This is a genomic window from Paraconexibacter sp., from assembly GCF_059438195.1.
This window is the reverse complement of sequence record NZ_JBLKKY010000001.1, coordinates 117,332-143,891: the sequence shown is the minus strand read 5'-3', so window position 1 is coordinate 143,891 and position 26,560 is coordinate 117,332. Positions and strand designations below refer to the sequence as shown.

Genomic DNA, 26,560 nt, shown 5'->3' with positions numbered 1-26,560 from the left:
CGCCGGCGGGCCGACCGCCACCCGGGGACGAGGGGCCGGCGCCGCGCCGGCTCCCGTCGTGCCCGCTGTCGGCAGCAGCCTTGCGTGCCGCCGAGCCGGCCTCGATGCCGAGGTACGCCTCGCGGACGCGCGGGTCGGCGGCGAGCTCGTCCGCGCGACCCTGCATCGCCACTCGTCCGCGCTCGATGACGTATCCGCGGTCGGCGAGCTCGAGGGTCATCATCGCGTTCTGCTCGACGATGAGGATCGTCACCCCGCTGTCGCGGAGGTGCTCGAGCGTCTCGAAGGTCTCCTTGATGACGAGCGGCGCGAGGCCGAGCGACGGCTCGTCGAGCAGGAGGAGCGTCGGTCGTGCCATGAGCGCGCGGCCGAGCGCCACCATCTGGCGCTGGCCGCCGCTGAGGCTCGACGCCCTCTGCCCGAGCCGCTCGCTGAGGATCGGGAACAGCTCGAAGACCCGGGCGAGATCCTCCTCGCGGTTGGCCTTGGGCTGCGTGTAGCCGCCGAGGATGAGGTTCTCGCGCACGGTCATCGTGTCGAAGAGCTGACGTCCCTCGGGGACGAGGACGACCTGTCGCCGGGTGATCGCCTCGGGCGAGCTCCCGGTGATGTCCTCGCCGCTCGCCTCGATGCTCCCGGCGCTCGGGTGCAGCAGCCCGACGACGGTCTTCAGCAGCGTCGTCTTGCCCGCTCCGTTGGCTCCGAGGATCGCGACGATCTCTCCGGGCCGGACGTCCAGCGAGACGTCGCGGAGCACCGTGACGCCGCCGTAGCCGCTCGTGATGCCGTCGATGCGCAGGGCGGGCTCGGTCGCCGCCCGCACCTCTGCTGTTTCCGTGCTCATGCGTGCACCACTCCCAGGTAGGCGTCGATGACTGCCTTGTCGTTGCAGACCTCCTCGGGCGCGCCCTCGCAGATCTTCTTGCCCTCCTCCAGCACGACGATCTGGTCGGCGATCGACATCACCATGCCCATGTCGTGCTCGACCAGCAGCACCGCGATGCCGGCGTCCGCGATGGCCCGGATCGTCCGGGCCAGCACGCGCGTCTCGCCGCCGTCCAGGCCGGCCGCCGGCTCGTCGAGCAGCAGCACGCTCGGCTCGGTCGCGAGAGCGCGCGCGAGCTCGGCCATGCGCTGCTTGCCGGTCGTCAGCGACACCGCGAGGGTGTCGGCGTCGGCGGCGAGGCCGACGAAGTCCAGCCACGCGAGAGCCTGCTCGCGCGACTCGACCTCGTCACGCAGCGCCCGCGGGGTCCGCAGCGCCGCTCCGGTGAGCCACGCGCGGCTGCCGAAGCGGTCACGGGCGAGCATCACGGTCTCGAGGACGGTCATGCCGTCGAACAGGCGCGGGGTCTGGAAGGTCCGCGCGAGCCCGAGGCGGGCGATGTCCTGCGGCCGCGAGCCGACGACCGGCCGGCCGAGCACGCCCATCGCCCCCTCGGTGGGCAGCAGCGTGCCCGACACCATGTTGATGACGGTCGACTTGCCGGCGCCGTTGGGGCCGATCATCGCCGTGACGTAGCCGGGACGCAGGGTGAACGACACGCCGTTGACGGCGATGAGGTTGCCGAACTGCTTCGTGAGCCCGTCGACGACGACGAACGGCGTCTCGTCGCGCAGCGGCTCGGGGACGTCCATCGACCACGCGCCGTTCTGCGAGCCCGCGAGCGCCGCGTCCTCCGCGGGCTCCGCGGATCCCCCACCGGCCTCGGCGCCGGGTGGGGCGTCGAGCGCGACGGATCCGTCGTGTGCGGGCACCGCGAGGGACCCGGGCTCCGCCTCGGCCGCCGCCGCCTCGGGGGACGGGCGACCTCGGGCACCCAGGGTCTCGCGCAGCGCGGACACCCGTCCGGCGATCATGCGCGGGATCGCGACGAGGCCGTCGCGGAAGACGAGGACGAAGAGCACGAGGAGGACGCCGGTGATGAGGATCTCCCAGGTCGACGAGTCGGCTCCGAGGCCGCCGCCGACGTTCTCGCGCACCCAGTACTGCATCCCGCCGACCACGACGGCGCCGACCGCCGCGCCGAAGGGCGAGATGACCCCGCCGACGATGACGTAGGTGACGAGGTCGATCGTGAGCTTCACGCTCCAGGTGTCCGGCGAGGCGAACTGCAGGTAGTAGGCCCACAGCACGCCGGACACGCCGGCCATGCCGGCGCCGAGCACGAACACCTTGAGCTTCAGGCGGTCGGCCTGCAGCCCGATGCTCTCCGCCGCCTCCTGGTCGAGGCCGACCGCCCGCAGCGAGCGACCCATGCGCGACGTCCACACGTTGCGCGCGATGAGCAGCATCACGGCGAGCACGCCGAGGCAGACGAGGAAGTACTCCTTGGGATCCTGGATCGTCGTCCCGAAGATCTCGAGCGGCGACACGCCCTGGACGCCCTGGTTGCCGCCCGTGAGGTCGTCCTGCTTGGCGACGAAGACGAGCCCGATGACGAGGATCGCGAGCGTCGCGAGGGCGAGGTTGAGCCCCTCGAGCCGGAGCGTGAGGTACCCGACGAGGTAGCCCATCGCGACCGTCGCCGCCACGGCGACGACGAGCGCGGCGATCGGGTTCCAGCCGTGGTCGGCGGTGAGGATCGCCGACATGTAGCCGCTCAGCAGCAGGAACGCCGCCTGGCCGAGGCTGAACTGGTTCGTGAGGCCCATGACGAGCCCCAGGCCGGTCGCCGCCATCGCCGACAGGAGGATGAAGACCGCCGTGTCGAGCTGGCCGATGTCGTCGGTCGTCGTCGGGTAGAACGCCGCGAGGCCGAGCAGCACGACCGGCAGGAGCATCACCAGCGATGGCTTGCGGCCGATGAGCTGCCGCAGCCGGGCGCCGCGCGGCACCTCGGTGTGACCGAGCGTCTGCGCACGCACCCGCTGCTCGAGGGCGTGGACGCGCTCGCGGATCCGCTCGCGCAGCTCCGGATCGTCCCGCGACCCGGCGTCGGCGGCCCGCCGCGTCTTGATCGCCCGCGAGATGACGCCCTCGTCGCCGTAGAAGTCACGTGCGACGAGGTAGACGATGAGCGTGCCGTAGACGATCGCCTGGCGGTAGTCGGACGAGATGTAGCCGGCGGACACCGCTTCGAGGACGCCGAGTCCGAGGCCGAAGGCGACCGCCTTGACCGGGTTGTCGAAGCCGGCGAGCGCCGCGGCGATGAACCCGATGAGCCCGATCGTCACGCCGCTGTCCCAGCGCACGAGGGTGAGCGAGACCGAGACGGAGGCGACGAGCCCGCAGAGCGCGCCGGCGAGGACGAACGCCGCCATGGACGTGGTGCCGATGCGGATGCCCGTGAGCCGCGCGGCGATCGGGTTGATCGCGCTCGCGCGCATCGCGCGGCCGACGTCCGTGCGCTTGAACAGCACGGTGACGATCAGCAGAGCGATGGCGGTCGCGAGGTAGATCCACTTCACCTGCTCGCGGAGGCTCGCGCCGAGGATCTCGAAGATGCCCTCCTCGAAGGGGGGCGAGCGCCGCGGGTCCTCGTCCCAGAGGAGCAGCGCCGCGCCGCGCAGCGCGACGCCGACGCCGAGGCTCGCGATGACGAGGCCCAGCACGCCGACCTTGCCGCGCACGGGCGCGACCGTGAGTCGCTCCTGCGCGAGCGCGACGCCCGCGACGGCGACCATCGCCGCCACGACCGTCAGCGCCAGCGGCCAGCCGTCGGCGGCGGTGACGGCCGTGACCATCCCGCCGACCATCACGTACTCGCCGGTGGCGAAGTTGAAGACGCCGGTGACGTTGGCGACGATGACGAGCGCCAGCGCCACGATGGCGTAGATGCAGCCGACCGAGAGGCCGGAGAACACGTACTGGGTGAGGTCTTCCATGATCGCTCGCTGTGAGGGGTCCGCTGTGGTGCCCTAGGCCTTCATCCGCTCCGCCGCGGCCGTGAAGACCTCGGGGTTGCCGTCCATCCACGACGCGTGGAGCGTGCGGTGCTTGATGCGCCAGCCGTCGCGCGTGCGGACGTGGCGGTCGACGTAGGTGCCGCCGACGAGGTAGTGGTCGCCGCCGGGGGCGCCCTTGAAGACGTGCTGCGCCTGCAGGTAGCAGCGCGAGGTGGCCGTGTCGCCGTCGAGCTCGACGAGCGGGCTGCCGATGAGGTGCTGGCTCGAGTCGAGGCCGGTCAGGACGCTGCTGATGAGCCCGACGATCGCGTCGATGCCCTCGTTGACCCCGCCGAGCTCGAGGAAGTCGGCGACGGCGTCGGCGCAGAAGACGTCGGTGCGCAGCGCGTCCCAGTCGTGGCTGTCCAGCGCGAGCGCGTAGCGGCTCAGAAGGTCGGTGATCTCCTGGCGGTCGGCCAGGGTCCGCAGGTCTGCCCCTGCGTTCGTCTCGGTGCTCATTCCCTCTCCAGTCGTCCGGGCGTCGGGGTGGGTGGTGCGCCGGCCCGGCGCCGGGGACCGCGGTCCCCGGCGCCGGGTGCGGCTAGGGTCGCCGGCCTACGGCTCGGCGCCGGTCGGGTCCGCGTTCGGGGCGAGCTTGTACTGGAGCTCGTCACCCTCGAAGGCGGACACGTAGTTCACGTAACCCTCCTTCCAGGTGCCCGTCAGCAGGTGGTCGTCAGGACCGCTGGTGACGATGCCGTGGCTCGTCCGCAGGCCCTTCTCCTCGTCGTACTGCTCGAGCTGCTCGCGCAGGCTGTCGCGTGTGACCTCCGCGTCGTCGTCCATCAGCCGCTTCGCGGCGTCGGCGAAGATCGTCACGGCGTCGTGGCCGTACACGGAGTAGTTCGAGAACGTCTCGAACTGGTCGGGGAACATCTTCTTCCAGGCGTCCACGTACTCCGAGCACCACGCCCGCGTCGGGTCGCCCTCGTCGACCTCTTCGAAGCCGACGCACTTGTGGCCGCCGAAGACGACGTCTGTCGCCGCCTCACCGGCCGCGGTCGCGATCGCCGGCACGGCCTGCCACTGCTCGCACATGCGCGGCTTGTTGTCCATGCCGAGCTGCACCGCCGCGCGGTGGGCGTTCGGGTTCAGGCACTCGATGTAGTAGGCGTCCGCGTTGGCGTTCCTGAGGTTCGTCAGCTGCGGGATGAGCCCGTCGACCGACGCGTCGATGGCGCCCGTCTCCTCTGCCACGATCTCGCACCCGAGCTCCTCGCACCGCTCCTTCAGGGCGGGAGTCAGGCCGTTCGAGAAGTCCGTCTCGAAGTGCAGGACGCCGATGCGCTTGACGTCCGGGTTCTGCTTGATCGTGTAGTTCAGCGCCGAGGTCGCGTACTCACCGCCGAGGCTGAGCGAGAACGCGTACGGGGCGGGCGGCTCGTAGAAGTCCGTCCTTCCGTTGGCGCTGAAGAACGGGAGCCCGACTCGATCGGACTGCGGCTTCACGGAGTTGCCGCCGCCGCCGCCGAGCCACGCGACCATGACGCTGTCGTCGCTGGCCGCCTCGCGGTAGGCCTGCACGGCCTCCTGAGGCGTCAGGCCCTTCTTGAACGTCTTGATCTCGATCATCCGACCGTTCACGCCGCCGGCGTCGTTGATCTGCTTCTGGGCCACCTTCATGCCCGTCGTGAAGTCCGGGCCGCCGTCGGCGGCAGGACCCTCGAGGTTCGCGATGACCAGCGGCTCGTTGGACTGCTGCGCGGCCTGACCGCCGCCGCCGCCGCCCTCGTCCTCGTCATCGTCGCCGCACGCTGCGACGCCGAACGCTGCGGCGACGAAGACGGTCGCCGTGACCATTGGGAGCGACCTCCGCCGCCCTGACCTCCGATGCAGCCTCACCACACATCCTCCTCTCCTGCCGAGCGCCCTCGGGCTCTCGGCGAACGACACAGTGAGGCGACATTAGGATCGCCCGGTGGACCGCGCGGTCCACCCCTCGCGCTGCGTTGTGGAGACCCACAGAGCCACGGGGGTCGTCGATCCGGCCAGTGGACGAACGACGGCCGCCCGGGAGTCCCGGGCGGCCGTGTGAGGGGGAGCGGTGCGCGGACGCGAGGCCGCGCGGCAGCGGGTCAGTCGGCGGCGGCCGGCTCGGCCACCGGCGCGGCGGCCGCCTGCTCGGCGGCCTCCTGCTCGGCGGCCTCCTGCGCCGCGGCGGCGATGCGGGCCTCCCACACCTCCTGGCGCTCGACCATCGACGGCCTCGTGGGCCGGCCGACCTCGAGGCCCTCGAGCGCGGGCATGCAGTAGCGCGCGAACATCTCCAGCGAACGGCCCATCGTGTCGGTCGTGCCCCAGTCGCGGGAGTTGAGCACGAGCGTCCCGAAGCCGCCGAGGCGCTCGTAGAGCTCCTTGACGCGCGCGACGACGTCGTCGGGGGAGCCGACGAGCCACCAGCCGTGGTCGATCATCCAGTCGAGCGTCAGCTCGCTGTCGTCCATCGCCTCGTCGAGCTTCATGAGCGGGCCGAGCCCGAGCGAGATGAGGTAGTCGTAGGACTTCTTGACGCCTGCGCGGATCTGCCGGACGGCGTCCTCGCGGTCCTCGGCGACGAAGCACTCGCGGACGAGTCGCCAGGAGCGCCGGGCCTCGACCGGGTCGCGCCCGGCGGCCCGAGCGCTCGCCTCGAGCGCCGCGGCGTGGCCCTCGAGGTCCACGAAGCTCGGGTTGTTGTCGAACTTCGGGGGCGTGAAGTGCACGCTGAGCGCGCCCCACCCGTGCGTGCCGGCGAGCTCGAAGCTGCTCGACCCGGTGAGACCGGCCAGCGCGAACTCGGGGCGGCGGCCCTTGTACGGGCGGACCTGGATCTCGCGGTCCTGCCCCTGCCAGAACTGCCCCGCGTAGCTGATCGGCTCGCGGGCGTCGGTGAGGCGCTGAATGATCTCGAGCGACTCGCGCATCCTCGGGCGCATCACCTCGCCGTCCATGTTGTGCAGCGCCCAGTCGGTGGGCAGGCCCCCGGCGCCGAAGCCGTAGATGAGGCGCCCGTGGGTGAGGTGGTCGAGGAAGGCCATCCGCTCGGCGACCTGGAAGGGGTCGTGGTAGGGCAGGTTGATGACGCCGGTCGCGAGCTTGATGCGATGGGTCAGCGCCGAGGCCTTGGCGATCATGTACTCGGGGACGGGCACGTTCTCGTACCAGCCGGAGTGGTGCTCGCCGATCCAGTACTCGTCGAAGCCGAGCTTCTCGGCCAGGACCATCTCGTCGATGTCCCGCTGGAACGACAGCGTCTGCTGGTCCCACGGGAAATGCTCCGGCATGGTGAAGACGCCGAATCTCATGCTGCTCTCCTCTCTCGGGGGCGGTTGTACCGAACGGTACGGAAGTTGACGCGCCGCGCCTAGACCAGTCCCTCTTGGACGGCGACGTCCCAGTACGAGAAGAGGCCCCGCACGTGCGTGCCTCCGTCGACGGGGATCGTCACGCCGGTGATGCGACCCGACAGGTCGCTCAAGAGGAACGCGGCGGCGTCGGCGATGTCCTGCGGCTCGCCGTGGCGGGGCTCCTTGCCGATGACGACGCGGGCGAGGAACTCCTCGCCCATGCGCCCGATCGTGAAGCCCTCGCTCAGCGGGGTGCGCGTCGTTCCGGGCGCGATCGCGTTGACGCGGATGCCGTGGCGCCCGAGCTCGCCGGCGCAGACCTTGGTGAACTGCGACACCCCGGCCTTCGCGGCGCAGTAGTGCCCGAGGCCGTCCGTCGCGTCGATCGCGTTGAGCGACGAGATGTTGACGATCGCCCCCTCCACGCCGGCGTCGATCGCCTGCCGCGCGTAGGCCCGGGTGCACAGGAAGGTGCCCTTCATGCACGAGTCGACGATGAGATCCCAGTCCTCCTCGGTCATGTCGACGACGGGCGCCATCGCCGCGGTGCCGGCGTTGTTGACGAGCATGTCCACGGGGCCGAACCGGTCGTGCGCGAGCGCGAACGCCGCCTCGACGTCGTCCGCGATCGCCACCGAGCCGACGGAGAAGGCGAGCCGGGCGCCGCCGTCCGACGGCTCGGCCAGCTCGTCCTGCGCGGCGGTCGCGTGCGCGGGCTCGATCTCCAGCACGGTCACCGTCGCGCCGCGGCGCAGCAGGTCGGCGGTGATCGCCTTCCCGATGCCGCGTCCTCCACCGGTCACCAGCGCGTTGCGTCCCACGAGCTTCATCGGTTCCGTCCTCCTCGATGTGGTCCCGGCGACTGTACGGGTGCACCGGCGACCGTCCCGGAGGCCGTTTGGAGTTCTCCACGACCTCACCGTGCGCAACCGGTCGCGCACGGCCGAGGAGCCGGGGTACGGTCGTCGTGCAGCTGCCGTCCGAGAGAGGAGAGGTGATGGCCGTGGGATCGCTCGCTGAGAGCCCCGTGCGGTTCGGGCTCTGGTACGACTTCCGCAACCCCGCGCAGTGGGCGCGCCCGTTCGAGTCGTTCTACAGAGAGTCGCTGGATCAGATCGCCTGGGCCGAGGAGCTCGGGTACCGCTCGGTCTGGCTGACCGAGCACCATTTCGTCGACGACGGGTACACGCCGTCGCCGCTCGTCATCGCCGCCGCGATCGCCGAGCGGACGACCGAGATGCGCATGAGCACGAGCCTCATGCTGCTCCCCCTGCACGACCCGATCCGGCTCGCCGAGGACGCGGCGACGCTGTCGATCCTCAGCGGCGGGCGGTTCGACCTCGGCGTCGGCATCGGCTACCGCCAGATCGAGTTCGACACCTTCGGCCGGAAGGTCTCGCACCGCCCGAGCCTCATGGAGGAGGGCTGCGAGATCCTGCGCCGCGCCTGGAGCGGGGAGAGCCTCGAGATGGAGGGCAAGCGGTTCCGCTACCCCGACGTCACCGTGGCCCCCGTCCCCGAGCACCGCCCGAAGCTGCTCATCGGCGCCATGCAGGGCGCCGCCATCGAGCGGGCCGCGCGCCTGGGCGACGGGTTCCTCAGCACCCAGAACGCGCACCAGCCGGAGTACCTCGAGGCCCTCGAGCGGCTGGGCAAGGACCCTGCGCAGGCGGCCATCCACGCCGGGCAGTGGGTCATCATCGACGAGGACCCCGAGGCCACGTGGGCCCGCATCGGCGAGCACGCTCTCTACCAGATCAACGAGTACATCGGCTGGGGCGCGTTCGGCCCGCCGGACGAGACCCCGCGCTTCCCCGATGCCGACGCCCTCGTCGCCGGCGGAGCCTTCCAGCTCTGGGACGGCCCGACGGCGGTCCGCGAGCTCGTCACGCTCCTGCGCGAGCGCCCGCAGATCAAGGACGTGTACTTCTGGGCCCAGCTCCCCGGCGAGCCCGTGGAGAGCGGGTCGGCCCGGATGGAGTACTTCATGCGCGAGGTCGCCCCGAAGGTCGTCGAGGAGCTGCGCGCTCCCGCCGCGACCTCATGAAGTTCGGCGTCTTCTTCGTCTGCGAGTCGCCCGACGACGACTTCAAGCGGGCATACGACGAGATGCTCGAGCAGATCGAGTACGCCGAGCACCTCGGGTTCGACACCGTGTGGCTCGCCGAGCACCACGGCTCGTCCTACGGGAGCATGCCCAGCGCGGCGGTCATGGGCGCGGCCGTCGCGCAGCGGACGAAGTTCATCCGCATCGGGATCGCGGTGAACATCCTGCCGTTCAACAACCCGGTGCGGATGGCGGAGGACTACGCGATGCTCGACGTCCTGTCGGGCGGGCGCCTCGACTACGGCGTCGGCCGCGGCTATCAGCCGCACGAGTTCGAGATGCTCGGCCTCGCCGATCGCCAGGCGGTGAGCCGGGACGTCTTCCAGGAGTCGCTGGAGGTCATCACCGGGCTGTGGACCGAGGACGAGTTCTCCTACGACGGGACCTACTACCAGATCCCGCACGCCCGGCTGCACCCGCGGCCGCTGCAGAAGCCGCACCCGCCGATCTACGTCGCGGCGATCAGCCCGGAGACCTTCGGGCTCGTCGCCGACAAGGGCTACAACCTGCTCGTCACCCCGACGCTCATGGCGCTGCCCGAGCTGAAGGCGTTCGTCGTGGACGCCAAGCGGCGGCTCGTCGAGCACGGGCGCGACCCGCGGTCCATCGAGTTCCCGATGAACTGGCAGGTGCACCTCGCCGAGACCGAGCAGCTCGCGAAGGACCGCACGCGCGACGCGTTCGGCTGGTACTTCGACAAGGTGATGGACCTCGTGCCCCACGGGGCGAAGGTCCCGCGCACCTACGAGGCCTACGCCGAGATGGCGGCCGCCTACGAGCAGGCCGGCGGCTTCCCGATCGAGCAGCTGCAGGAGATGGGCGTCGTCGTCCTCGGGGACGCCGAGACCGCGGTCCGGCGGATCGAGGAGGTCCGCGACGACGCCGGGATCAACCGCATCAGCTGCTGGTTCCGGATCGGCGGGCTCGAGCACCGCAAGGTCATGGACTCGATGGACATCTTCGCCCGCGAGGTCATGCCGCGCTTCAGCGAGCGCGCCCCGTTCCCCGCGACGGCGCTGCCCGCGCCGCACACCGCGTAGACGACCACCCACCAGGAGGAGGCACGACATGGCACGACTCGACGTCGACGCCGGACGCAGCATCTACTACGAGCACCACCGGGGCGGCGGCCCGCCCGTGGTCCTCGTCCACGGCTGGGGCATGACCGGCCGCATCTGGGACCTCACGCTCCCGATCCTGCTCGAGGCGGGGCACGAGGTCGTCGTCATGGACCACCGCTGCTGCGGGCGGTCCGACAAGGACTTCGACGACGTGACGACGAAGGCGAACGCGGCCGACGTCGCGCGGCTCGTCGAGCACACCGGCGTCCGCCGCCCGGTCCTGCTCGGCTGGTCCTTCGGTGCGGCGGTCGTCGCCGAGGCGGCCGGGACGCTCGGCGACCGGATCGGCGGCCTCGTGCTCGTCGGCCCGCCGACCCCGCGCTACACGCAGGCCGACGGCTTCCCCCACGGCGGGACCGCCGAGGTGATGGAGCAGACCCTCACCGCGCTGCGCGACACGCGGCCGGAGTTCCTGCACGGGCTCACCGAGGGGGTCTGCCACCAGCCCCAGGGCGCCGCGACCATCGAGTGGATGTGGCAGATGTTCATGGAGACGAGCCCCCGCGCCGACGGCGGCCTCGCCGACCTCGGGACGATCGACCACCGGGAGCTCCTCCCGACGATCAAGGTCCCTGCGCTCATCTGCAAGGGCGCGCACGACGCGGTCGTCGATCCGGCGATCGCGGACGTCTGCGCGGACCTCCTCCCCGCCGGGCGCCTCGTCGAGTTCGGCGAGTCCGGGCACGCGCCGTTCCTCGAGGAGCGTGAGCGCTTCAACAAGGAGCTCCTCGACTTCGTCGCCGCCGCCAGCGGCGCGCCGGCCGGCAACGGCTCGGTGACGGTCGGGTCCTGACCCTCCCCTCGCGCCCCCTTCGCTGACGAGACTCACTCCTGTCGTGAGTCTCGTCAGCCGGGGCGCGTGTCGAGGAGCGCCGCCGCGACGTGCTCGCCGAGCTCGTGCGGCGCGAGGCGCCCCTGGGGGTCGTACCAGCGGTAGGCCCAGTTCGCCGCTCCCAGGACCGTGTTGACGTAGAGCCGCGCGGGGACGGTGAGGTCGAGCGCGCCCTCGTCGACCGCCCTCTCGACGATCGCGAGGACGGCGTCGTCGTACGCCCGGCGGGCGTCGAGCACGCGCGTGAGCTCGGGGGCCGGCAGGTGGTTCTCCTCCTGGAAGAACACGGTGAGCAGCGCCTGGTTCTCGCACGTGTACGCCACGCGCTGGACGATCACCGCGCGGAGGGCGTCGATCGCCGCGCCGCCCGCCGCCTCGATCTCCCGGACGGCGGCCGTGTTGTCGAGGAGCACTTCGGAGTAGAGCTCGGAGAGGACCTGCTCCTTGTTCGAGACGTAGTGGTAGAGCGCCGGCTTGGAGAGGCCGACGCTCCGGGCGAGGTCGTTCATCGACGTCGCCCGATAGCCGCGCTCGGCGTAGAGGGCCGCTGCGGTGGCGAGGACCTCCTGCCTGCGCGCGAGGTGCCTGTCGTCGGTCTCGGTGGGCATCGTCGGCATTCTATGTATATGGTTCGTCCGACCGGTCGGTCGAAATAAGGAAATGACGACGATGTTCGAGTTGGACGACGATCACCGCGCCTTCCGCGACGTCTGCGAGGCGTTCGCCGAGCGCGAGGTGCTGCCCTTGGTGGAGAAGGCGGAAGAGGAGGGCTTCCCCCGCGCGCTGTGGGCGAAGCTCGCGGAGGCGGACCTGCTCGGGATCGCGCATCCCGAGGAGCACGGCGGCGCCGGGGGCGGCGCGCTCGCGCTGACGCTCCTGTCCGAGGCGCTCGGCAAGACCTCGGGAGGTCTCGCCGTCACGCCGCTGGTGCACGCGTACATGGCGGCGCCGCACGTCGCCCGCTTCGGCACGCCCGACCAGCAGGCGAGGTTCCTCGCGCCGATGATCCGCGGCGAGAAGATCGTCGCGATCGCGGTGACCGAGCCAGGCGCCGGCTCGGACGTCGCCGGCATGACGACGAAGGCGATGAGGGCCGACGGCGGGTGGCGGCTCACCGGGACGAAGATGTTCATCACGAACGCGGGCTTCGCCGACGTGCTCGTCGTCGGCGCTCGCACGGACCCCGAGTCACGCCACTCCGGCATCACGACCTTCATCGTCGACGCCGACGCTCCGGGGGTCACGCTCGGCGAGCCGCTGCGCAAGATGGGCTGGCACGCCTCGGACACGCGCGAGGTCGTCCTCGACGACGTCGCCGTCGCCGACGACCGGCTGCTCGGCGCCGAGGGCCGCGGCTTCCAGCAGATCATGGAGGCCTTCCAGGTCGAGCGTCTCATCCTCGCCGGGATGTCGCTCGGACTCGCCCAGGCGTGCCTCGACGACGCGATCGAGCACGCCCGGGAGCGCAAGGCGTTCGGCCAGTCGATCGGTCGCTACCAGGCGATCAGCCACAAGCTCGGTGAGATGTCGACCGCGATCGCCGCCGCCCGCGCGCTCTCCTACCAGGCGGCGGCGCGCTGCGACGCCGGGCATCCCGAGGCCGCGACCGGCGTGGCGCAGGCGAAGCTCTTCGCGGCGCGCATGGCGAACGACGTCGCCGACGACGCCGTCCAGATCTTCGGCGGCTACGGGTTCATCGAGGAGACCCGCGTCGCGATGCACTACCGCGACGCGCGCATCCTGCGGATCGGCGGCGGGACCGACGAGGTCCAGCTCGAGATCCTCGCGAAGAGGATGGGACTGTGAGCGCCGCCGCGAGCGAGAGGCTCGCCGACCTGCGCGACAAGGCCCTCGAGCCCCGTGAGCCCAAGGGCTCGAAGCTCGCGGTGAGGGACCGCCTCGCGCTCCTCCTCGATCCCGGCTCGTTCCGCGAGGACGGCCTGCTCGCCTCGATGTGCGCCGAGCAGCTGCCCGCCGAGGGCGTCATCACGGGCACGGGCACGGTCGGCGGCCGCCGGGTGGCGATCATCGCCCACGACCCCGCGGTGAAGGCCGGCTCCTGGGGACGGCGGACCGTCGAGAAGCAGATCCGGATCCTCGAGCTCGCCGACCGCGACCGGCTGCCGGTCTTCTACCTCGTCGACTCGGCGGGCGGACGGCTCACCGAGGCGGTCGGGTTCCACCCCGGCCATCGCGGCGGGGCGAGGATCTTCCACCTGCAGGTGCGGCTCTCCGGCCGCGTTCCCCAGATCTGCCTCCTCTTCGGGCCCTCGGCCGCCGGCGGCGCCTACATGCCCGCGTTCTGCGACTGGGTCGGGATGGTCGAGGGGAACGCCTCGATGTTCCTCGCGTCGCCGCGCATCGCCGAGGTCTCGATCGGCGAGAAGGTGACGCTCGAGGAGATGGGCGGCGCGCGGATGCACTGCACGGTCTCCGGCTGCGGCGACGAGCTCTTCGACGACGAGCCGTCCGCGATCGCCGGGGCGCGCGCGGTCTTCGACTGCCTCCCCTCCCACTACGACGAGCGCCCGGAGAGGCTCGCCTCCGCGGCCCCGGCGTCCGAGGACTGGGACGGCGTCCTGCCGGAGAACGTCCGCAGCGGCTACGACGTCCGCGAGGTCATCCGGCGCGTCGCGGACGCCGACACGTTCGTGGAGATCAAGGCGCGCTGGGCGAAGGAGATCGTCTGCGGGTTCGCGCGCATCGAGGGCCGCTCGGTCGGCGTCGTCGCGAACCAGCCGAAGGTCCGCGGCGGCGTGGTCGACGTCGACTCGGCCGACAAGGCGGCGCGGTTCATCACGCTCTGCGACGCGTTCAACGTCCCGCTCGTCTTCCTCGCCGACATCCCCGGGTTCATGATCGGCTCGGCGGTCGAGCGGGCGGGGATCATCCGCCACGGCGCCAAGATGATCAGCGCGATGTCCTCCGCCGAGGTCCCGCGCTTCTGCGTCGTCCTGCGCAAGGCCTTCGCCGCCGGGTACTACGCGATGAGCTGCCCCGGCTTCGAGCCGCGGGCGACGATCGCGGTCGCCGGCGCGCAGATCGGCGCCATGGCCGGAGAGGCGGCGGTGAACGCCGTGTGGGCGAACACGATCGCCGAGATCTCCGACCCGGAGGAGCGCGAGGCGTTCATCTCCGAGCGCCGGGCGAAGCTCGACGAGGAGCTCGACTCGCTCGGGCTCGCCTCGGAGCTGCTCGTCGAGGCGGTCGTCGAGCTGTCCGAGGTGCGCGAGGAGCTCGCGAGCCGGCTCGACGCGGCCGAGGGCTGGACCCGCCGCCCCGCCGGCCGGCATCACGGCGCGTTCCCGGTGTGAGCGGCAACTTCCACCAGCAGTTCATGCGCTGACGGCGCGCGCCAGAACGCCTCTTTGCATATGGACGGCCAACGATGGCCGTCGATATGCAAAGTGCGGGGGAGCGGGGCGCCTGGCTAGGGGGCGTAGGACTCGGACTTCACCTGAGGGAAGCGCGTCACCGCGCCGCCCCAGGGGTACGGGTCCTGGACGTGGCAGGCCGGTGCGGCTGGGGTCCCGCCGGCCGGGCGCTCGCCGCCGACGTGCTTGCAGTCGAAGGAGGGCAGGACACCCTTCTCGCCGATCTCGGAACCGACGACGCCGAGCGGGTTGAGGTAGGCGTTGCCGCGGTTGCTCCGGAGGCGGTTCGTGTGGATCGAGATGGTCTCGACGCCGGTCGGCCCGAACTGGCGGAGGTAGTGGCCCGGCGCTCCGGGGACCTGGCTGCGGGTCTTCGCCCCGGTCGCGACGCCGAGGTTGCCGAACATGTCGACGAGCGTGTACTGGTGCTCGGCGACCCACCCGAGGATCGGGTTGAGCTCCTGGAGCCAGGGGCCGAGCTCGGCGAGGAACGGCTGGAGGCCGTCGAGGACCTCGCCGGTGGCCGGCAGCGACTCGCGCGAGATGTCGATGAGCGGGTCGAGGTTCGTGAAGAGCGACCGCAGGTCGGGGCCGAGGTCGCCGACCGCGTCGAGGGTCGGCGCGAGGTCGTCCATCGCGACGCGCAGGTCGGCGACGACCGGCTGCGCGCTGCGCGAGAACCCGTCGAGGCGGCGGAAGGTCGCGCGCGACTCGTCGAGGAACGTCGGGAAGATGCGGAAGGTCTCGGCGAACGCCTCGCGCTCGCGCCGGATCGAGGAGAAGACCGTGTCGGTGTTCTCGACGACGCGCCGCAGCTGGTCCTCGCGCCGGGTGAGCGACTCGAACACGACCCCGGTGTTGCGGACGAGACCGCGCACGGCCGCGCTCTGCTCGTCGAGGACGTCGAGGAGGTCGCCGCCGGACTCGATGAAGCCGGGCAGGTTGCCGAACGCGCCGTTGAGATCCTCGCCGCGCCCCTTCACGCCCTCCGCGAGGGACTGCTGCCAGGTGCGGAACGCGTCCCGGGTGAACGGGTCGAGCGTGTCGAGGATCTCGTCGAGCTCGACCGTCTCGGCGACGTTGCGCGCGTCGAGCGTCCCGTCCTCGGGGACCGGCGCCGCGTCCGGCGAGCCCGACGTCATCGCGACGTAGGTCTCGCCGAGGAGCGTCTTCTGCCGCAGGATCGCCTTCGCGTCCGAAGCGATCGGGGCGTACTTCGGGTCGAGCTCGATCGTCGCGACGGTCGCGTTGCCGTCGGCGGAGCGGCGCTTCTCGCGGACCTTGCCGACCGCGACGCCGGCGATCCGGACGTCCGCCTCGACGGCGAGCTGCGTCGCCTCGGGGAACGCGACCTCGAACCGGTAGCCCTTCGGCTTCAGGGGCGTCGGCCCGCCGAAGCTCACCCAGAGGAAGAGGAGGAGGCCGAAGCAGGACAGCGCGAAGAGCACCATCGTGAGGAGCCGGCCGGGCGTGGGGGCCTGCTTGACCATCTAGCGGCTCCCCTCCGTCGCGGACTCCGCACCCGAGGCCTCGCGCGCCTTCGCGGCCTTGCGCTCCGACGCGCGGAGCTCCGCGCGGACCTTCTTGCGTCGGGCGGCCTGCCCGCTGTCGCCGCAGATCGCCGGGTCGGTGAGGACTCCGGTGAGGCCGAGCAGGAACTCGGTCTCCGGGAGGCTCGCGACCGACGCCTCCAGGACGTTGCAGGTCCCGGCGAGGGTGATGTTGCGCAGCGGGCCGTGCGCGTCGGCCGCCGAGAAGAGGTTGACCGACTGGTGCCCGAGCCAGGCGAGCGCGAACGCGTAGCCCTCGTCGCGGCCGGCCTTCGACGGCTCCTCCCGGCCGTTCGGGTTGTGGCCGAGCATGTTGAAGAACCGGTTGAGGACCGCGAGCGAGCGCTTCAGCTGGGGCTCGCTCTCGACGACGTCGTCGGCCGCGGGAAGGAGCTCGCGCAGCAGCGGGCGCGCCTCGCGCACGAACGGCCGCACGTCCTCGGCGAGCTGCGGGGCGGCCTCGAGCGCGAACGGCCGGACGCGGTCGTTCGCGCGCCGCAGGGCGCCGGCGACCGGGCGCAGCTCGTCGGCGGCCGGACGCAGCACCCGGGCCATCGCCTCGACCCGCTCGAGCGAGTCGCGGGTCTCGGTGAGCGCGCCGGGCAGCTCACGGACCGTCCCCTCCACGCCGTCGCGCTCGGCGGCGAGGGCGCGGAAGACGCGCTCGCTCGTCGAGACGAGCTCGGTGAGGTCGTCCGGGTTCTCGGCGAGCTTCGTGTTGAGCCGCTGGAGCGAGTTGACGAGGCGGCTCAGCTCGACGCGGCGCTTCTTCACCTCGGAGGAGACGCGCGCGATGTCGCGGTGCGTCGGCTCGAACCGCCGCAGCACCTCGCGGAGGTCGTCCGCGTTGCCGTCGAGGCCCTTCCCCGCCCCGTCGAGCAGGAGGCGCAGGTAGTCGCGGGTGTCGCCGTCGAGCGACGCGAGGATCTCGTCAGGGTTGACGTCGGGCAGCGTCGACCCGATCGGCAGCGTGTGCCCCTCGTCGACGACCGGCGCCGACGGCGAGCCCGGATCGAGCTCGATGAACATGTCCTTGAGGCCCGTCTTGGGACGCAGCAGCGCGCTCGCGTCGGCGCGGACGAGATCGTCGTACTCGCGGTCGAGCTGCATCGTCACGACGGCGCGGCCGTCGACGAGGTCGACGTCGGAGATGTCGCCGACGCGGATCCCCGCGACCCGGACGGTCTGGCCCTGGCCCGGTGTCACCGCCTGAGCGGTGGAGAACTCGGCCTTCACCTCGAACGGCGTGTCTTCGATGAGCGGGAACCGCAGGCGCTGCTTGTCGAGGATGTAGTTCCCGACGATCGTCGCGACGACGAAGAGCGCGAGGACGGCGACGAGGTCGCCGCGCCGCTTCTTGATGGCGCGGATCACTCGCCCACCGCCTTGCGGATCCGGGCGGCCTGCGCCGCGCGCTGCGCCCGCGCCTGCGCGCCGATGGCGCGGGCCTTCTCGGCGGTGAGCGGCTTCGTGCTCACCCGCAGGACGTCCTCGAGCCCCTCGAGCTTCAGCTGGTCGCGGAGCCACCCGATCGCGGACCCCTGCGCCTTGCGCAGACGCTCGGTGTAGCGCTCGTCGCCGGTCTTCACGCGGATCGCCGCCGGCGGGTCGCCGGGGATCGAGCGGAGATCCGGCGCCTCCTGCGTCTCGCAGGGGACGTCGGGACGGAAGGGCGGCTCGGTCGGGTCGGCCGGAGGGTTGACGCCGGAGAGCGGCGCGCTCGTGAGGAGGAACCGGCCGGCGCCGAGCGAGTACGCGAAGTTCGCCCCGCCCTTCGCGGTCGTCTTGATGTACTGGCTGTTGCCGTCGAACGAGCGGCTCTCGCCGGCGATCCCCGGCAGCCACTTCACGCCCTCCTTGAAGACCGGGCCGCTCGCCGGGAAGTTCGGGTCCTCGATCGTCGAGTTGGACGTCGGCTGGATGACCGCGAGCTGGCAGCTCGAGAGCAGTCGCGCCTCCTCCTGGAGCGGCAGCCCGCCGACGTTGAGCTCGACGAGATCCGGCACGACGGCCCGGAGGTCCTTCGCGAGCCCGCCGAGCTCGGCGGCGCGGAAGAGCCCGCGCGCCTCGCGGGCGAACGGGAGCGTCGCGTCGAGTGACGGCCCGGCCGAGCGCACGGCGGGCCGCAGGTCGTTCGCGAGCCGCTCCAGCGGCGGCAGCGCCCCGTCGAGCTCGCCGAGCGCGCGGCGGCCGACGGCGAGCGTGTCGTCGAGGACGCCGACGGCGGTGCGGAGGTTCGCCTGCTCGGCCTGGAAGGCCCCGGCGGTCGTCGCGAAGCTCGTGATGAGGCTCTTCAGGGCCTCGCGGTCGCTGTCGAGCGCCGCGGCGACGACACCGGCTCCCGCGACGTAGCGCGAGAGGTCGCGGTCCTCGATGCCGAGCGTCGCCTCGGAGACGATCGCGCCGTCGCGGTAGGCGGGCTCCCAGAACGGGATCGAGCGGTTGAAGCCCTCGGCCCCGGAGCCGCGCAGCGCGGACCCGTACTCCTCGAGGACGACCTGGAGGTCCTCGCGGGTGTCGGTCTGCAGCGCCTCGAGCACCTGGCCGAGCTGCACCGGCGCCGCGGTCTGGTTGACGGGGATCGTGTCGCCGTCGCCCAGCTCGGGCGCGCTCGGCGACCCCGGCTGCACGTCGACGAAGAAGTTGCCCTCGAGGAAGATGCGGGGGCGCACCTTCACCTCGGCGTCGGAGTGGATCGGCAGGCCCGCCTCGTCGATCTTCATCGTCACGAGCGCGCCGTTCGTCTCGCCCGGCAGCCGCTCGACCCCGGTCACCTCGCCGACGGTCACGCCGGCGATCCGCACGGGCGACTTCGGCTTCACGTTGCCCGCGTCGCGGAACGCCGCCTTCAGCTCGAACGGGTTCGCGAACGGGTTCGACTTCGTGAAGCCGAGGTAGGTGCCCACGACGAGGACGAGGAGCGTGAACGCTCCGACGGTGAACGCGCTCGCGGAGCGACGGCTGCGGCGCCTCATGGGTCGAGCCCCTCCGGGAGCTTCGGCCCCAGCTGCGGGGCCCGCGTGAAGGTCTGGCCCGGCAGGACGCGCGGGCGCCCCTTGGACGTCGGCCCCTGCACGCCGGGGGTGTGCGGGTCGACGGCGATGTTCAGCGACGGATCGGCGAGCTTCGCGACGCGCTGCGGGTAGCCGCGCTGGCCGGCCTCGCAGTCGGCCTGGCCGTCGTCGGTGACCGCCGCGCCGTACGCGTTCGTGTGGAGGTTGACGGGCGACCCGCTGAGGACCGGCTCGCCGTTCGACGGCCTCGGCGCGCCGATCGAGCCGATGCTCGGCGAGGTCGGGTCCGCGTTGCGCGGCGGCTGGTTGAGGAGCGTGCGCTGCGACGTGCCGGTCGGGTCGGGCTCGGTGAGGTGCTCGGAGACGTGCGTCCACGCGTAGTTGAAGGCGTTGCAGACCGTGATGTAGGGGCCGACGAACCGCAGCGTCGGGTTGAGGATCCCCACGGTGCGGTCGAGGCCGCGCAGCGACACCGTCGTCACCGGGTCGACGGTGAGCTCGCGCAGATCGGTGAGGACGTTCCCGAGGTCGCGGTTGAGCTGGGGGACGCGCCGCTGGACGCGCGTCCCGGTCTCGAGCGCCGGGATGATCCGCGGGAGGTTGCGCGGCAGCCGGGTCGCGACGTCCTCGAGCGAGCCGCTGAACGCTGCGAAGTCGCGGAGGAACGGACGCTGCGCACGCAGCGACGTGATGCCGTCCTCGAGCGTCGGGACCGACTTCTCGATCGTCGATCGCAGCGCCTCCTCGTCGCGCGACCACGCCTCGAAGACGTCGGCCCCCGCCCCGAAGGACCGGGCGTAGCGGTCGGCGACCGGCGCGACGACGCGCGCGGCGTCGCCGAGCTCGCGGAAGAAGCGGCGGAGGTTCGTGTCGTCGTCGGCGAGGAGGCGCGCGACCGGCTCGAGGTCCTCGAGAAGCGGGGGCAGGCCCGCGATCGCCTCGTTGATCCCGGTGCCGCGGCGGGCGAACGCGTCGCCGAAGCCCTCGAGGTTCGTCCGCGACGCCCGACGCGTCGGCGCGTCGAAGGTGGAGTAGAGCTCGTCGAGCTCGACGGGGAAACGCGCCTGGTCGGGCGGCAGCGTCCCGCCGTCGGGAAGGGTCTCGGCCGACGTCCCCCGCGTGAGCTCGACGTACTTGAGGCCCAGCACCGAGCGCGGCCGGAGGTCGATCCTGGAGTCGGCCGGGACGTCGCCGGCGTCGCGGTCGAGCTTGAGCGTGATCTCCGCGCCGCTGCTGCCGTCGGGCAGCCGGATCGGGCGCATCTCGCTCACGATCCCGATGCGGAAGCCGCCCTCGCGGACCTCGTTGCCCGGCAGGAGGTTCGCCCCGTTCTCGACCTGGACGGTGAGCTGCGTCGTCGGGACGAACGGCAGCCCCTGGTTCGCGTTGTAGGCGAGGAAGACCGCGACCGTGATGATGAGGGTCGTCACCGCTCCGACGAGGACCGGGTTGGCGACGATGCTCGCGCGATGGCGTCGGTTCACCGGTCAGCCCCCCAGCAGGTAGTCGAGGAGGGGGCCGGAGCCGTCGCCGGACGGAGCGTCGCCGCGGCCGCCGCCGAGCGCGCCGCCGAGGGCGTCGAGGCCGGGCTGCAGGGACTCCGGGAGCAGGCCCTCGGGGACGAGGCCGTCGAGGACGTCCTCGAGGAAGCCGCCCTTCGACGGGGCGGGCGTCGCGGGCGCCCCGCCGGCGGGCGGCGTGGCCGGCGCGGTCGCCTCGGGCGTCGCCTCGGCCTCGGGAGAGGCAGATTCGTCCTTCGCGTCGCGCGTCGCGGCGGTCGGGGTCTCGGTGGGGTCGGGCGTCGTGATGCCGGGGAGGTTCGGGCCGAGCCACGCCGAGCAGCGCTCGAAGTCGGGGTCCGTCTTCGCGCGCTCGTCGTCCCAGTAGAAGGAGCAGTCGGCGTCGAGGAAGGCGGAGACCTTGAGCATGTGCCCGTCCCCGTCGTAGATGTTCGTCGCCTGCCCCTGGAAGTAGATGTAGCGCAGGAGCGCCTCGAGGCCGGTGTAGCCGCCGGTGCCGCGCGGGTTGCGAGGATCGTCCTCGACCGCGCGGGACGGGTCGTCGAGGTCCTCGAGCGTGAGCGTGAGGTTCTGCGACAGCTCGGGCAGGTCGTCGACGGCACGACCGAGGCGCCGGATCTGCGGGCGGGCGGACTCGACCGCCGGCCGGCCCTTGTCGGCCGCCTCGGCGAGCGTGCGGAACGCCGGCCGCGAGGCCTCGGAGAAGTCGCCGAGGACGTCGAGGAAGCGCGTGAGCCGGCCCGCCTCGCTGCGCAGTGCGGTGAGTGCGGGGCGCTGCCGGTCCGCGGCCTGGCCGAGGAGCCTCATCGTCGGGCGCAGCTCGGCGAGGAAGGTCGGGAGGCGGCGGAACTGGGCGCGGAGGTCCTGCTCGCGGGACGCGGCGACGGCGGCCGTGTCCCGCGCCTCGCGGAGGAACCGCGCGACCTCCTCACGGTCCTCGGCGAGCGCGGTGAGCACCGTGTCCGCGTCGCGGTTGAGGTCGCGGATCGTGCGCCGCTGCTCGGCGAGGATCGCGAGGACGCGGTCGGTCTCGCGCAGCGCCGGGACGGCCCGGCGGATCGTCTCGTCGAGGTCGTCGCCGCGCGCGGCGAGGCCGGCGCCGAGCTCGGAGAGGAGGATCGAGAGCCGCTCGCGGTACGGGCGGCGCAGGATGTTGTTGACGAGGTCGACCGGGACCGTCGAGGCGGTGCGCTCGACGGGGATCGTCGCCCCGGGCTCGAGCTCGGTCCGCTCCTCCCCCGCGCGGCAGTCGACGAAGTACTCGCCGATGAGCGACTGCGGCCGGGTCTCGCAGGTGGCGTCGCTGCGCAGCGAGCCGAACCCGTCCTCCGTGATCTCGATCTCGACCCGCGCGCGCATGTCGGACCGGTCGAGCTCCATCGAGCGGATCTGGCCGGCCCGCACGCCCGCGACCTTGACGTCGGCGCCTTCGATGAGCCCGAAGGCGTTGTCGAAGACGACCCAGTAGGTGCGGCCGTCGGCGTCATCGGAGGCACCCGTGCTGAGCGCCCACCCTCCGGCGAGGACGGTGACGGCGAGGACGGCTGTCAGCGCGCGCATCATCGGCCCGGTGGGATCTGGGTCGGGTCGCACTCGATCCCCGGCGGGACGAACGGGTTCGAGCCGTCCTCGGCGGGCCGCTCGATCGAGCCGGGGCAGCGGTTGCGCTGCCCGAGCGCGGCGGTCTGCTTGAAGAGGCCCTCGCGCAGCGCCTGCGGGATCGGCTGCAGGATGCCGTTGGCGAGCGCGAACGCGTTCACCGTGAGCGCGTTGCGGCTCGCGGAGCCGTTCGCGTCGTAGATGCCGGAGTGGCTGAAGTCGTCGAACCAGCCCGTGAGGTCGACGCTGTACGGGCGCAGGAACGCGAGGTGGGGGCGCGAGCCGGCGAGCGAGCGCGCGCCGGTCGGGAAGGTGCCGGGGCGCTCCTTCCCGTTGCGCACCGCCGTGCCGACGACCTGGTCGCGGAACGGGATCGTGGCCTCGCCGAGCTCGATGAGGTCGTTGCCCTCGCCCTTGCGGCGGACCGTCTGCGAGAGGTCGCGCACGACCGGACGGGCGTCGCGGGCGAACGGGCGCAGCTCCGCGAGGACCGCGCGCAGCTTCGGGGTGACGGGCCGCGACTCGTCGATGAGCGGGTCGAGGACGTCGAGCGTCGAGCGGAGGTTCGCGAACGTCGTGTTCGCACGGCGCATGAACGGCGGCAGCTCCCCGATCGCGCGCGACAGCGAGTCCTCCTCGGCGGCGATCGCGCCCGTGGTGTCCGCGAGGCCGTCGATGAGCGCGCTGAGGTCGTCGTCGCGGTCCGCGACGTCGGTGACGAGCCGGGAGCTGGCGAGGAGGAAGCGCTCGAGGAGCGGCTGGTCACGGCCGAGCTCGTCGAAGAGGCGGCGCGAGGCGACGAGCGACGGGTTGAGATAGCGCCAGCCCGCGCGGGCTTCCTCGCCGCGCCCCGCGTACTGACGGGCGCTGCCGCGGACGACGTCCTGCAGGCCCTTGCGCGCGTCTTCGTCGAAGAGGGCGAAGAGCTGGTCGAGGTCGACCGCCGACGTCGTCTCGCTCGACGGGATGACGCCGCCGTCGGGGATCGTGTCAGCCGGCGCCGCGGGGTTCTCGGCGGGGATGCGGAGATCGACGTAGCGGTTGACGATCCCCGAGAGGGACGCCGTGCGCAGCGTCGCCTTCGTCCCGGCGCGCAGGGGCGCGACGTCGTCGTCGAGCGCGAGCGTGAGCTCGGCCTCGCCCTCGTCGGTGAGCTCGATCGCCTCGACGCTGCCGACCGCGCGGCCGCCGCTCTGGACGAGGTTGCCCTCGACCATCTGGGTCGCGGCGGCGAACCGGACGTTCACCTCGTAGCGGTCCTCGCCGGTGACGATGACCGCGACGAGGACGACGACGAGCGCGAGCGCCGCGGCCACGGCCGCGCGCCCGGCCGTGCCGAGCCCTCCCCCTTCGTCGTCGTCCTCGTGGTTCACCGGAAGAATCCCCTTGCGGACACCCCCGGTTCGGGGGGAGTCGTCCCGCGCCGAGCAATCTACTCGGCCGCGCGGTCGTCGGCGCCGATCGCGCGATGAGGCGCGTCGCCGCTACGACGGCTTGGGTCCGGGGTCGATGTCGAAGCGGCGTCGGCTCCGCCGAGGACATGACCCGAGTATCGAGCGAAGATCTGACGGCCGGGTGAACTCCTCTGCCGCCCGGGGGATCGGCCCCCTCCGAGCGGATGGTGCCGCTCGGCAGCAGGCGCTACCGCGCGCGCGAGGTGCTCTACCGTCGCCCCATGGCGACGATCCAGGAACCGATCGCGAGCGGCCGCCGCGCGATCTTCGACGACGAGCACGAGGACTTCCGCGAGAGCGTCCGGCGGTTCCTCCGCAACGAGGCGACCCCCCACGTCGAGCGCTGGGAGCAGGAGGGGATCGTCGACCGCGAGGCCTTCACGAAGCTCGGCTCCAACGGCTTCCTCGCGATGCAGGCCCCCGAGGAGGCCGGCGGCGCCGGCGTCGCCGACGACTTCCGCTTCAACGTCGTCGTGAACGAGGAGTGCTGCTACGCCGGCCTCGGCGGCTACGGCCTCGGCGTCGCGCTCCACAACGACATCTGCCTCCCGTACTTCCTCGAGTACTGCAACGAGGAGCAGAAGGAGCGCTGGCTCCCCGGCATCGTCTCGGGCGAGCTCATCACGGCGGTCGCCATGAGCGAGCCGGGGATCGGGTCGGACCTCGGGAACATGTCCACGAAGGCGGTCCGCGACGGCGACCACTACGTCGTCAACGGCTCGAAGACCTTCATCACCAACGGCATCAACGCCGACCTCGTCATCACCGCGGTGAAGACCGACCCGGCGCAGCGGCACAAGGGCATCAGCCTCGTCGTCGTCGAGCGCGACACCCCCGGGTTCTCCCGCGGCCGCAACCTCGAGAAGATCGGCATGCACTCGCAGGACACCGCCGAGCTCTTCTTCGAGGACGCCCAGGTCCCCGTCGCCAACCGGCTCGCCGACGAGGGCAAGGGCTTCGGCTACCTCGTCGCGAACCTCGCGCAGGAGCGCCTGTCGATCGCCGTCGCGGGCGTCGCGTCGGCCGAGGCGGCCTTCCGCGCGACGCTCGAGTACGTGAAGGAGCGCGAGGCGTTCGGCCAGCCGATCGGCAGCTTCCAGAACTCGCGCTTCGTCCTCGCCGACGTCCGCACGGAGATCGACGTCGCCCAGGCGTTCGTCGACCAGTGCATCCTCGAGCTCAACCGCGGCACGCTCACCGTCGAGCGCGCCGCCGAGGCGAAGCTCCACTGCACCGAGCTGCAGGGCTCGGTGACCGACCGCTGCCTCCAGCTGTTCGGCGGCTACGGCTACATGACCGAGTACCCCATCGCCCGGATGTACGCGGACGCCCGCGTCACCCGCATCTACGGCGGCGCCAACGAGATCATGCGCGAGATCGTCGGCCGCGGGCTCGGCTTGTAGGACAAGGGAGAGAGACGCCCGCGGGCGTGGGGATTCCCCACGCCCGCTCGCGTCCCCGTGCTCTACCGTGCGGGACATGAGCACCGTCCAGCCCGCCCCCACCCGCCGCGCGATCTTCGACGACGAGCACGAGGACTTCCGCGAGAGCGTCCGCCGCTGGATCTCGAAGGAGGTCGCACCCCACTTCGACCAGTGGGAGAAGGACGAGATCGTCCCCCGTGAGGTCTTCGCCGCCGCAGGCGCCAACGGCTTCATCGGCACGCAGATCCCCGAGGAGTACGGCGGCGCGGGCGTCGACGACTTCCGCTTCAACGTCGTGCTCGCCGAGGAGTGCTTCCACGCCGGGCTCACCGGCTTCGGCGTCGGTCTCACCCTCCACAACGACGTCTGCCTCCCCTACTTCCTCGAGTACTGCAACGAGGAGCAGAAGCAGCGCTGGCTCCCCGGCATCGCCTCGGGCGAGCTCATCACCGCGATCGTCATGACCGAGCCCGGCACGGGCTCGGACCTCGCGAACATCAAGACGAAGGCGATCCGCGACGGCGACCACTACGTCGTCAACGGCTCGAAGACGTTCATCACGAACGGCATCAACGCCGACCTCGCGGTGACGGCGGTGAAGACCGACCCGTCCGAGAAGCACAAGGGCGTGAGCATGCTCATCATCGAGGGCGACACCCCGGGCTTCGAGCGCGGCCGCAACCTCGAGAAGGTCGGCATGCACTCGCAGGACACCGCCGAGCTCTTCTTCAACGACGCGCGCGTGCCGGTCGAGAACCTCCTCGTCGCCGAGGGCCACGGCTTCACGCAGATGATGCACAACCTCGCGCAGGAGCGGCTCTCGGTCGCGGTCGCGGGCGTCGCGTCCGCCGAGGCCGCGGTCCGCTTCACGGTCGAGTACGTGAAGGAGCGCGAGGCGTTCGGCCAGCCCATCGCGAAGTTCCAGAACACCCGCTTCCAGCTCGCGGAGTGCCGGACGGAGGTGGACGCCGCGCAGGCGTTCGTCGACCAGTGCACGATGGAGCTCGTCGAGGGCCGTCTCACGCCCGAGCGCGCCGCCGCGGCGAAGCTCCACTGCACCGAGGTGCAGGGGCGCGTCATCGACAAGTGCGTCCAGCTCCACGGCGGCTACGGCTACATGCTCGAGTACCCGATCGCGCGCCTCTACGCCGACGCTCGCGTGTCGCGGATCTACGCCGGCACGAACGAGATCATGAAGGAGATCATCGGGCGCTCGATGGTCTGAGCGAGGCGCGCCGCTCCTCCCGAGCGGCCCCCGCTGCGTGTGGCGTTCTGGCGACGCTCCGTGTCGCCACGACGCCACACGTCTCGGCATGAGGCGGCGTGCGGAGATCGGGCGACGCCCCGCGTC

The 26,560-nt window shown here is 71.8% G+C and carries 19 protein-coding genes and 1 pseudogene; 7 read left to right on the top strand and 13 right to left on the bottom strand.

What is annotated here, in order from left to right; genetic code table 11:
• Window positions 1-106: 106 nt before the first annotated feature.
• The 6 genes and pseudogenes from ACME2J_RS00665 to ACME2J_RS00640 all read right to left on the bottom strand — a co-directional run.
• Window positions 107-844: pseudogene (locus tag ACME2J_RS00665) on the bottom strand (ABC transporter ATP-binding protein); the annotation flags it as partial.
• On the bottom strand, window positions 841-3,828 hold the full coding sequence (locus tag ACME2J_RS00660; protein WP_495542925.1) for an ABC transporter permease subunit: 2,988 nt from the start codon (window positions 3,826-3,828) through the stop codon (window positions 841-843). The pseudogene ACME2J_RS00665 and the gene ACME2J_RS00660, both read right to left, overlap by 4 nt.
• Window positions 3,829-3,861: 33 nt before the next feature.
• A complete protein-coding gene (locus ACME2J_RS00655; RefSeq protein WP_495542924.1) occupies window positions 3,862-4,347 on the bottom strand; it encodes a nuclear transport factor 2 family protein in 486 nt (161 codons plus the stop codon).
• Between the two features lie 96 nt (window positions 4,348-4,443).
• A complete protein-coding gene (locus tag ACME2J_RS00650) occupies window positions 4,444-5,688 on the bottom strand; it encodes an ABC transporter substrate-binding protein (protein WP_495542923.1) in 1,245 nt (414 codons plus the stop codon).
• A 275-nt stretch (window positions 5,689-5,963) separates the two neighbouring features.
• The gene (locus tag ACME2J_RS00645) at window positions 5,964-7,172 is read right to left on the bottom strand and encodes an LLM class flavin-dependent oxidoreductase (protein WP_495542922.1); all 1,209 of its coding nucleotides are present in this window, start codon (window positions 7,170-7,172) and stop codon (window positions 5,964-5,966) included.
• 59 nt (window positions 7,173-7,231) lie between these two features.
• Window positions 7,232-8,044, bottom strand: coding sequence for an SDR family NAD(P)-dependent oxidoreductase (locus ACME2J_RS00640; RefSeq protein WP_495542921.1), 813 nt, complete (start codon window positions 8,042-8,044; stop codon window positions 7,232-7,234).
• 173 nt (window positions 8,045-8,217) lie between these two features.
• On the opposite strand from ACME2J_RS00640, the gene ACME2J_RS00635 reads away from it, so the two are divergent.
• The 3 genes from ACME2J_RS00635 to ACME2J_RS00625 are packed head-to-tail and all read left to right on the top strand — an operon-like array spanning window position 8,218 to window position 11,235.
• A complete protein-coding gene (locus ACME2J_RS00635) occupies window positions 8,218-9,261 on the top strand; it encodes an LLM class flavin-dependent oxidoreductase (RefSeq protein ID WP_495542920.1) in 1,044 nt (347 codons plus the stop codon).
• A complete protein-coding gene (locus tag ACME2J_RS00630; protein ID WP_495542919.1) occupies window positions 9,258-10,361 on the top strand; it encodes an LLM class flavin-dependent oxidoreductase in 1,104 nt (367 codons plus the stop codon). The genes ACME2J_RS00635 and ACME2J_RS00630 overlap by 4 nt, the downstream gene beginning before the upstream one ends.
• A 28-nt stretch (window positions 10,362-10,389) precedes the next feature.
• A complete protein-coding gene (locus ACME2J_RS00625; protein WP_495542918.1) occupies window positions 10,390-11,235 on the top strand; it encodes an alpha/beta fold hydrolase in 846 nt (281 codons plus the stop codon).
• Window positions 11,236-11,288: 53 nt separating this feature from the next.
• Here ACME2J_RS00625 and ACME2J_RS00620 read toward each other — a convergent pair whose 3' ends face one another.
• Window positions 11,289-11,882, bottom strand: a complete 594-nt coding sequence (locus ACME2J_RS00620) for a TetR/AcrR family transcriptional regulator (protein ID WP_495542917.1) — start codon at window positions 11,880-11,882, stop codon at window positions 11,289-11,291.
• A gap of 61 nt (window positions 11,883-11,943) precedes the next feature.
• On the opposite strand from ACME2J_RS00620, the gene ACME2J_RS00615 reads away from it, so the two are divergent.
• Window positions 11,944-13,080 carry an acyl-CoA dehydrogenase family protein gene (locus ACME2J_RS00615; protein WP_495542916.1) on the top strand — a complete coding sequence of 379 codons (1,137 nt, stop codon included), beginning with the start codon at window positions 11,944-11,946 and terminating at the stop codon, window positions 13,078-13,080.
• On the top strand, window positions 13,077-14,588 hold the full coding sequence (locus ACME2J_RS00610) for an acyl-CoA carboxylase subunit beta (RefSeq protein ID WP_495542915.1): 1,512 nt from the start codon (window positions 13,077-13,079) through the stop codon (window positions 14,586-14,588). Before ACME2J_RS00615 ends, ACME2J_RS00610 begins: the two co-directional genes overlap by 4 nt.
• A 116-nt stretch (window positions 14,589-14,704) precedes the next feature.
• Here the strand turns inward: ACME2J_RS00610 and ACME2J_RS00605 are convergent, their stop codons facing one another.
• Genes ACME2J_RS00605 through ACME2J_RS00580 form a run of 6 tightly spaced genes read right to left on the bottom strand, consistent with a single transcriptional unit; the run spans window position 14,705 to window position 23,704 of the window.
• A complete protein-coding gene (locus ACME2J_RS00605; protein WP_495542914.1) occupies window positions 14,705-16,138 on the bottom strand; it encodes an MlaD family protein in 1,434 nt (477 codons plus the stop codon).
• Window positions 16,139-17,572 carry an MlaD family protein gene (locus tag ACME2J_RS00600; RefSeq protein WP_495542913.1) on the bottom strand — a complete coding sequence of 478 codons (1,434 nt, stop codon included), beginning with the start codon at window positions 17,570-17,572 and terminating at the stop codon, window positions 16,139-16,141. It lies immediately after the preceding gene.
• A complete protein-coding gene (locus ACME2J_RS00595) occupies window positions 17,569-19,173 on the bottom strand; it encodes an MlaD family protein (protein ID WP_495542912.1) in 1,605 nt (534 codons plus the stop codon). The genes ACME2J_RS00600 and ACME2J_RS00595 overlap by 4 nt, the downstream gene beginning before the upstream one ends.
• A complete protein-coding gene (locus tag ACME2J_RS00590) occupies window positions 19,170-20,696 on the bottom strand; it encodes an MlaD family protein (protein ID WP_495542911.1) in 1,527 nt (508 codons plus the stop codon). Before ACME2J_RS00590 ends, ACME2J_RS00595 begins: the two co-directional genes overlap by 4 nt.
• Window positions 20,697-20,699: 3 nt before the next feature.
• On the bottom strand, window positions 20,700-22,292 hold the full coding sequence (locus ACME2J_RS00585) for an MlaD family protein (protein WP_495542910.1): 1,593 nt from the start codon (window positions 22,290-22,292) through the stop codon (window positions 20,700-20,702).
• Window positions 22,292-23,704 carry an MlaD family protein gene (locus tag ACME2J_RS00580; protein ID WP_495542909.1) on the bottom strand — a complete coding sequence of 471 codons (1,413 nt, stop codon included), beginning with the start codon at window positions 23,702-23,704 and terminating at the stop codon, window positions 22,292-22,294. The genes ACME2J_RS00585 and ACME2J_RS00580 overlap by 1 nt, the downstream gene beginning before the upstream one ends.
• Before the next feature lie 302 nt (window positions 23,705-24,006).
• On the opposite strand from ACME2J_RS00580, the gene ACME2J_RS00575 reads away from it, so the two are divergent.
• Entirely contained in the window at window positions 24,007-25,188 is a 1,182-nt protein-coding gene (locus ACME2J_RS00575; protein WP_495542908.1) for an acyl-CoA dehydrogenase family protein, read from the top strand.
• A gap of 76 nt (window positions 25,189-25,264) precedes the next feature.
• Window positions 25,265-26,434 (top strand): acyl-CoA dehydrogenase family protein, encoded by a 1,170-nt coding sequence (locus tag ACME2J_RS00570; RefSeq protein WP_495542907.1) that lies wholly within the window; start codon window positions 25,265-25,267, stop codon window positions 26,432-26,434.
• Window positions 26,435-26,560 lie beyond the last annotated feature (126 nt).